Origin of the sequence: Sulfitobacter aestuarii (assembly GCF_042685005.1) — a bacterium.
Taxonomy (GTDB): Bacteria; Pseudomonadota; Alphaproteobacteria; order Rhodobacterales; family Rhodobacteraceae; genus Sulfitobacter; species Sulfitobacter aestuarii.
In genome coordinates this window covers 1-8,376 of record NZ_JBHUMP010000039.1, presented here as the reverse complement: position 1 = coordinate 8,376, position 8,376 = coordinate 1, and the positions used below count along the sequence as shown (strand labels likewise).

Annotated in this window: 1 protein-coding gene, 3 tRNA genes and 3 rRNA genes; 1 reads left to right on the top strand and 6 read right to left on the bottom strand. The window is 55.6% G+C overall.

Annotated elements, in window-relative coordinates; all coding sequences use genetic code 11:
• The first annotated feature begins 137 nt into the window (after positions 1-137).
• Positions 138-1,844, top strand: coding sequence for a recombinase family protein (locus ACFSUD_RS19095; protein WP_386376092.1), 1,707 nt, complete (start codon positions 138-140; stop codon positions 1,842-1,844).
• On the opposite strand, the gene ACFSUD_RS19090 is transcribed toward ACFSUD_RS19095, so the two are convergent.
• The 6 genes from ACFSUD_RS19090 to ACFSUD_RS19065 all read right to left on the bottom strand — a co-directional run bounded on the left by ACFSUD_RS19090 (position 1,801) and on the right by ACFSUD_RS19065 (position 7,715).
• Positions 1,801-1,877: transfer RNA gene (locus ACFSUD_RS19090), tRNA-Met, on the bottom strand. The genes ACFSUD_RS19095 and ACFSUD_RS19090 overlap by 44 nt on opposite strands.
• A gap of 154 nt (positions 1,878-2,031) precedes the next feature.
• Positions 2,032-2,146: ribosomal RNA gene (gene rrf, locus ACFSUD_RS19085) — 5S ribosomal RNA — on the bottom strand.
• A 182-nt stretch (positions 2,147-2,328) separates the two neighbouring features.
• A 23S ribosomal RNA gene (locus ACFSUD_RS19080) occupies positions 2,329-5,284 on the bottom strand.
• Between the two features lie 437 nt (positions 5,285-5,721).
• Positions 5,722-5,798 (bottom strand) — tRNA-Ile (locus tag ACFSUD_RS19075).
• A 231-nt stretch (positions 5,799-6,029) separates the two neighbouring features.
• Positions 6,030-6,105, bottom strand: a tRNA-Ala gene (locus ACFSUD_RS19070).
• A 146-nt stretch (positions 6,106-6,251) separates the two neighbouring features.
• Positions 6,252-7,715, bottom strand: a 16S ribosomal RNA gene (locus tag ACFSUD_RS19065).
• The 16S, 23S and 5S rRNA genes sit together here with 3 tRNA genes alongside, the layout of an rRNA operon.
• Positions 7,716-8,376: the final 661 nt, after the last annotated feature.

Here is an 8,376-nt window from a genome sequence, read left to right as displayed (position 1 = left end):
CGGCACCTGGCCCGATGCACATGCTTCCGTACTTTCCGGACTTGCCAGCTCGCATGAGAGCCCCCATCATAAGGAAAGATTCAATCACTTCTTAAGGGCCCTCGCGCGCGAGTTGGCCCGTGCCGATCACAGCCAAGATGGCTGATCGCCAGCTTCGGATTCCTGTCATGACACACCCGCTCCGCACCGTCATCTATGCCCGCTTTTCGACCGACATGCAGCGGGATGCCTCAATCGAGGACCAGATCCGCTCCTGCCGGGAGCACGCGGAGCGCCAGGGTCTGGACGTCGTGGACGTCTATTCGGACAAGGCGGTCTCTGGCGCGAGCCTGATGCGCAGTGGCGTCCAGAAACTCCTGCAGGGTGCGCAGGACAATTGCTTTGACGTCGTGCTTTCCGAGGCACTCGATCGCCTCTCCCGCAATCAGGCCGACATCGCCTTGATTTATCAAAAGCTGCAATTCCGGGATGTGTTGATCGAGACGGTCAGCGAGGGCAGCATCTCGGAGATGCATATTGGCTTGAAAGGGACGATGAACTCGCTCTTCCTCAAGGACCTCGCCGCCAAAACCCATCGAGGGTTGAAAGGCCGCGCCCTGGCCGGGAAATCGGCCGGTGGCAAGGCCTACGGGTATCGCGCCGTCATTCACTACAATGCGTCTGGCGACCCTATCAGAGGCGAGCGCAAGATTGACCCGACCGAAGCCAACATCGTGCGACGGATATTCACCGATTACGCAGCGGGGCTTTCGCCGAAGAAAATCGCCGAGGCGTTGAATGCGAAGAAGATCGCCAGCCCCTCTGGCCGCGGATGGGGTGCCTCCACGCTCCATGGCAACCGCGAACGCGGCACCGGCATTCTGAACAACGAACTCTATATCGGCCGTCAGATCTGGAACCGGCTTGCCTACATCAAGGACCCCGAGACTGGGAGGCGGGTGTCACGGCTTAAACCGGAAGCGGAGTGGGTGATCACGGAAATTCCGGAACTGCGGATCGTCGATCAGGACCTCTGGAATGCGGTCCGGGCACGCCAGGGTGCGATGAAGGTCAAAAACACTCCTACCGCAATCTGGGACCGTCGCCGCCCAAAGACATTGTTTTCCGGTCTGATGAAATGCGGCGGCTGCGGGGGTGGGTTTTCCAAGGTCTCGCAGACCAGTTTTGGCTGCTCCACCGCCCGCAACAAAGGCAAAACCGTCTGCGACAACATGGCGACGATTGGCCAAGCAGAGCTTGAGCGCCTGGTCCTCGATGCGCTGCAGAACAACCTGATGGATCAGGAGGCACTTGCCATCTTCTGCCAGGAATACGCCAGGGAACGAAATCGGCTTCAGGCTGAGGCCTCCCTCAGTCGCAACGCTTTGGAAAAGGAACTTGCGGCGACCAGAAAGGACCATGCCAAGCTGGTGGATGCAATCATCGCCGGTATTCCGGCTGAGCACGTCAAGGATCGCATGCTGGCCCTTGATGCGCGACGCATCGAACTGGAGGGCAAGGTTGCGCGCGAGGCCGACCCCTCCCCTATCCGGATCCACCCGAGTATGGCGGAGAGCTATCGGGAGAACATCACCACCCTGATCAGCCAGCTTCAAAACCCCGACGGGATGCTGGAGGCGAAGGAAGCGTTGCGCGGCTTGATTGACCGGATCGTGCTTCAGCCGACAGAACCGAGCGGCAAGCTTGCGATCCACCTTGAAGGCGCACTGGCGGGGCTGCTTATGATCAGCTCGGATGCCAAGCGCCAGAAAGGCCTGAGTGGTAGAACTCAAGTCTTTGAAGATATTGACGAATTAGTGTTGGTTGCGGGAGTAGGATTTGAACCTACGACCTTCAGGTTATGAGCCTGACGAGCTACCGGGCTGCTCCATCCCGCGACACTTTTGGCCTGCTGCGCTTTGCGCCGCTTGAGGCCGATTTGGCCTGACGCGCATTGCGTTGCGTGAGGCCGGATTGCCCGAGCGCGTTTGCGGTGGGGCGGTTGTCGCTGTTGTCATCGTTTCGAGAGATACGTTTCAGAGGTTTTGCTAGGTTTGGCGGTGACCTACTCTCCCACGTCTTGAGACGCAGTACCATCGGCGCGGCGGCACTTAACTGCCGAGTTCGGGATGGGATCGGGTGTTTTGCTCGCGCTATGACCACCAAACCATGTAAAACCTCTGGGTCTCGCTTTGCCGGGGGCAAAACGCGACAGGCGGGTGGCAGCGCATCGCAGATGCGCTCTCCCGCCGCCTCACCATTCCGGGTGAGGACCGTCGTCCAAGTCAGTACAGCTGATTGTATGTGTATGCTTTTGATTGATAAGTCGAAGTCTTGCTTCTACTGGATCAAATCAAGCCTATCGAGCCATTAGTACCAGTCAACTGAACACATTGCTGTGCGTACATCTCTGGCCTATCGACGTGGTGGTCTACCACGGCTCTCAGGGATACCTTGTTTTGAGGGGGGCTTCCCGCTTAGATGCCTTCAGCGGTTATCCTGTCCGATCATAGCTACCCTGCACTGCTGCTGGCGCAACAACAGGTCCACCAGTGGATCGTTCACCCCGGTCCTCTCGTACTAGGGGCAACTCCTCTCAAGTATCCTACACCCACGGAAGATAGGGACCGAACTGTCTCACGACGTTCTAAACCCAGCTCACGTACCTCTTTAAACGGCGAACAGCCGTACCCTTGGGACCTGCTCCAGCCCCAGGATGAGATGAGCCGACATCGAGGTGCCAAACACTGCCGTCGATATGGACTCTTGGGCAGTATCAGCCTGTTATCCCCGGCGTACCTTTTATCCGTTGAGCGATGGCCCTCCCACTTGGGACCACCGGATCACTATGGCCGTCTTTCGACTCTGCTCGACTTGTCAGTCTCGCAGTCAGGCTGGCTTCTGCCATTGCACTCAACGAGCGATTTCCGACCGCTCTGAGCCAACCTTCGCGCGCCTCCGTTACGATTTAGGAGGCGACCGCCCCAGTCAAACTACCCGCCACACAGGGTCCCGGAACCGGATAACGGTCCGCGGTTAGACATCAAGCAGAACAAGGGTGGTATCTCAAGGGAGGCTCCACCGAGACTGGCGTCTCGGTTTCAAAGCCCACCACCTATCCTGCACATGTTCGGCCTAATGCCAGTGTGAAGCTGTAGTAAAGGTGCACGGGGTCTTTCCGTCTAACCGCGGGTAACCGGCATCTTGACCGGTAATTCAATTTCGCTGAGTCTATGTTGGAGACAGCGGGGAAGTCGTTACGCCATTCGTGCAGGTCGGAACTTACCCGACAAGGAATTTCGCTACCTTAGGACCGTTATAGTTACGGCCGCCGTTTACCTGGGCTTCAATTCAGAGCTCTCACCCCTCCTTTTAACCTTCAGGCACCGGGCAGGCGTCAGACCCTATACGTCGTCTTGCGACTTCGCAGAGCCCTGTGTTTTTAATAAACAGTCGCCACCCCCTGGTTTGTGCCCCCAGCCCCTAGTTGCCTAGGAACCGGGCCTCCTTCTCGCGAACTTACGGAGGTATTTTGCCGAGTTCCTTCAACATAGTTCTCTCAAGCGCCTTGGTATTCTCTACCTGTCCACCTGTGTCGGTTTAGGGTACGATCTTGCGATGGAGCTATTTCCAGGGACCTCTGAGCAGCCCATTCAATCCGATAAGGATGAACTACCTTCGAGATCCGTCACTTCCATCTGGCCCAGGAATATTAACCTGGTTCCCATCGACTACGCCTTTCGGCCTCGCCTTAGGGGTCGGCTTACCCTGCTCAGATTAGCTTTAAGCAGGAACCCTTGGACTTTCGGCGAGAGTGTCTCTCACACTCTTTGTCGCTACTCATGTCATCATTCTCGCTAGTGATCTCTCCACCGGATCGCTCACGCGCCGGCTTCACAGAAAAGACTTTGTCTCCATTATTTTGCGCTACCGCCTTCGGCTACTTGAGCGCGTTGGCACTCAAACAAAACCCGGCGGTCCGCTTAAATATAAGAGACATAGTCTATGTCACACTACGCTCTGCTACCATGCAACTAGTGCATCCTCAGCTTCGGCTCATGGCTTGAGCCCCGTTACATCTTCGCCGCAGGACAACTTGTTTAGACCAGTGAGCTGTTACGCTATCTTTAAAGGATGGCTGCTTCTAAGCCAACCTCCTGGTTGTTTTGGTCGTCCCACCTGCTTTCCCACTTAGCCATGAATTAGGGGCCTTAGCTGGAGGTCAGGGTTGTTTCCCTCTTCACGACGGACGTTAGCATTCGCCGTGTGTCTGCCATCTAGTACTCCTCGGTATTCGGAGTTTGGTTAGGATCAGTAAGCCTGTGGGGCCCCATTACCCATCCAGTGCTCTACCCCCGAGGGTATTCGGATGACGCTCTACCTAAATAGATTTCGCAGAGAACCAGCTATCTCCGAGTTTGATTGGCCTTTCACCCCTAGGCACAGCTCATCCCGATCCTTTTCAACGGATGTGGGTTCGGTCCTCCAGTAAGTGTTACCTTACCTTCAACCTGGCCATGCCTAGATCACTCGGTTTCGGGTCTGATCCCACGAACTCGACGCCCTATTAAGACTCGCTTTCGCTGCGCCTACACCTAACGGCTTAAGCTTGCTCGTGAGACCAAGTCGATGACCCATTATACAAAAGGTACGCTGTCAGGGCGTAAAGCCCCTCCAACTGATTGTAGGCGTTCGGTTTCAGGTACTGTTTCACTCCCCTCGTCGGGGTGCTTTTCACCTTTCCCTCACGGTACTGGTTCACTATCGGTCAGTAAGGAGTACTTAGCCTTCGAAGGTGGTCCTCCGATCTTCAGACAGGATTTCACGTGTCCCGCCCTACTTAATACGTCCAATCATGCTTCTCATACGGGACTATCACCCACTCTGGTTGCGCATTCCAACGCATTCTGACCACATTCATGGCTCGGCTGGTCCCCGTTCGCTCGCCGCTACTGGGGGAGTATCATATTGATTTCCTTTCCTCCGGGTACTTAGATGTTTCAGTTCCCCGGGTTTGCCTTTATAAGCCTATGTATTCAGCCTATAAATACCTGGTTTTGCTCATTATTAACTGCGCCGCTGCAGGCCCCAGTGCCGATCCAGAGGATCGGTGTACCGACCAAAGGTCGGCGCGGAGCGTACATATTGCGAAGCAATAATAACAAACAATCAGGTGGGTTGCCCCATTCAGAAATCCATGGATCAAAGCTTATTCTCAGCTCCCCATGGCTTATCGCAGAGTATCACGTCTTTCATCGCCTCTTACTGCCAAGGCATTCACCAAACGCCCTTTTCGCGCTTGATTTGATCCAGAAAAAGCAAGACTTGGCGTCTCGCGCGAAGATCAGAAGCTGGTAAGAAACTGATCCTCTTTATCCTGTATCAAAAGCATACTTTTACCCGCCCAGACATACGTCTGGACAAACGAGCGATGCAGATAGCGAACCGTCCGTGCAGGAGGTCCGCGTCATCGCTCTGGTTAGTGTACTTGACTTGGACAACATATTCGTTTCGATCGCGATATGTCTGAGTGGCCGAGGAAACAGCCCGTCAAACACCGGCCCCGAAGGGCAGCAACCGAGATCATCCCCTCACGCGGGGCGATCAAACATGTTGTTAGTATCTCTCTTTACGATGTCAATCACGTGCATCCCAAGGATGTCACGCTACCGTCTGCGGACAGACGATCAAACACATGCATATGTGCTTGATGATATGTCCGAATGTCACTCTGGTTAGGAGTGGTGGGTCGAGGAGGACTTGAACCTCCGACCTCACGCTTATCAGGCGTGCGCTCTAACCACCTGAGCTACCGACCCAGTGTGCGCCGGAGGCGCGCACGTCGCACAAACAGCATATTGCGAGGCAATGTGCGAGTTGTGCAAGAGATTTTGCCGAAGGCAAAACTCGTCGTTCCGGCAGGGCATTCCGAAGGAATGGCCCGAGAGGAACCAGCCCCTAGTGGTTGAGGTTAAGGACCGTTACGCTGCCCTTCCCGCGCGTCCGTCGGACGGGCAACCAGGGCGACGCCTTTTGCTTCGCAAAAGGCTTGGTGGAGCCTAGGAGGATCGAACTCCTGACCTCCTGAATGCAAATCAGGCGCTCTCCCAGCTGAGCTAAGGCCCCAAACTATTGAGACCTACGCAGGCTGCGCAGGACCTATGACTGAAGAGATATGAGGACGGCTCGGTCCGAATATGGTCGGCTTTGTTTGCCGACCTGCTAAGTGTTCCATGAGTTGAGCAAGCTCAACTGGCTAGGAACATCCTTAGAAAGGAGGTGATCCAGCCGCAGGTTCCCCTACGGCTACCTTGTTACGACTTCACCCCAGTCGCTGATCCTACCGTGGTCCGCTGCCTCCCTTGCGGGTTGGCGCACGGCCGTCGGGTAGAACCAACTCCCATGGTGTGACGGGCGGTGTGTACAAGGCCCGGGAACGTATTCACCGCGTCATGCTGTTACGCGATTACTAGCGATTCCGACTTCATGGGGTCGAGTTGCAGACCCCAATCCGAACTGAGACAGCTTTTTGGGATTAACCCATTGTCACTGCCATTGTAGCACGTGTGTAGCCCAACCCGTAAGGGCCATGAGGACTTGACGTCATCCACACCTTCCTCCCGCTTATCACGGGCAGTTTCCTTAGAGTGCCCAGCCGAACTGCTGGCAACTAAGGATGTGGGTTGCGCTCGTTGCCGGACTTAACCGAACATCTCACGACACGAGCTGACGACAGCCATGCAGCACCTGTCACTGCGTCACCGAAGTGAACGCCCGATCTCTCGGGTTAGCACAGGATGTCAAGGGTTGGTAAGGTTCTGCGCGTTGCTTCGAATTAAACCACATGCTCCACCGCTTGTGCGGGCCCCCGTCAATTCCTTTGAGTTTTAATCTTGCGACCGTACTCCCCAGGCGGAATGCTTAATCCGTTAGGTGTGTCACCGAACAGTATACTGCCCGACGACTGGCATTCATCGTTTACGGTGTGGACTACCAGGGTATCTAATCCTGTTTGCTCCCCACACTTTCGCACCTCAGCGTCAGTATCGAGCCAGTGAGCCGCCTTCGCCACTGGTGTTCCTCCAAATATCTACGAATTTCACCTCTACACTTGGAATTCCACTCACCTCTCTCGAACTCAAGACCAGAAGTTTTGGAGGCAGTTCCGGGGTTGAGCCCCGGGATTTCACCCCCAACTTTCTGATCCGCCTACGTGCGCTTTACGCCCAGTAATTCCGAACAACGCTAACCCCCTCCGTATTACCGCGGCTGCTGGCACGGAGTTAGCCGGGGTTTCTTTACCAGGTACTGTCATTATCATCCCTGGCGAAAGTGCTTTACGATCCTAAGACCTTCATCACACACGCGGCATGGCTAGATCAGGCTTGCGCCCATTGTCTAAGATTCCCCACTGCTGCCTCCCGTAGGAGTCTGGGCCGTGTCTCAGTCCCAGTGTTGCTGATCATCCTCTAAAACCAGCTATAGATCGTAGACTTGGTAGGCCATTACCCCACCAACTATCTAATCTAACGCGGGCCGATCCTTCTCCGATAAATCTTTCCCCCGAAGGGCGTATAAGGCATTAGTCATCGTTTCCAATGGTTATTCCTTAGAAAAGGGTACGTTCCCACGCGTTACTAACCCGTCCGCCGCTCACCCCGAAGGGCGCGCTCGACTTGCATGTGTTAGGCCTGCCGCCAGCGTTCGTTCTGAGCCAGGATCAAACTCTCAAGTTGAAAAGCTGTTGCCAGCTTATCCTTGACGTCGAACCTCTGCACATCGACCTGCATCCCTTACTGAAAGATGCAGACCATTCTCTGTTCATCGTGCTTCAGGTTTTCATAAGAAAACAAGAAACCGTCCAAACAGTGAAGCTGACACTCCATCATCGGGCCGAAACCCTAAGAGCGCGATATACAGACGTTGATCCATCGAATGAACCAAACCGCCCACATATCTCTTCAGATATCAAATTTTCAAACAGCGTTGAGACAAAAGAAACTGAGATGCGCCCTGACTTCCTGGCGCGCCCCGCCTCACCTACCTCGAATTTCTCCGCCTTCCGGTTTGTCCGCCCGCGTCTCCGCTGCCGTCCGCCCCGTCTGGCGCCCCGCCGCTGCATCTCTGCGCCGCCGGTGAAGGGGGTTCTAAGGTTACTGCCCGACAGGCGCAAGCGCTTTTTCAAAGAAAATCGAGAATTTCACGGAACCCAGGCAACATCACACGAAAACAACAGCTTACCCCACCCCACCCGCCGCAGCTTCGGCGCTAACAAAGCCAGCGCCGCACCGCCCCGGCCCCAAGCCGCACCGCCCGACACCAGATCTTGCGATTCACCCGCAGCAAACCCCAAGCCCCGCGCGACTCGCCGCGGTGGAAGGGCGAGTCGGGGTGGGG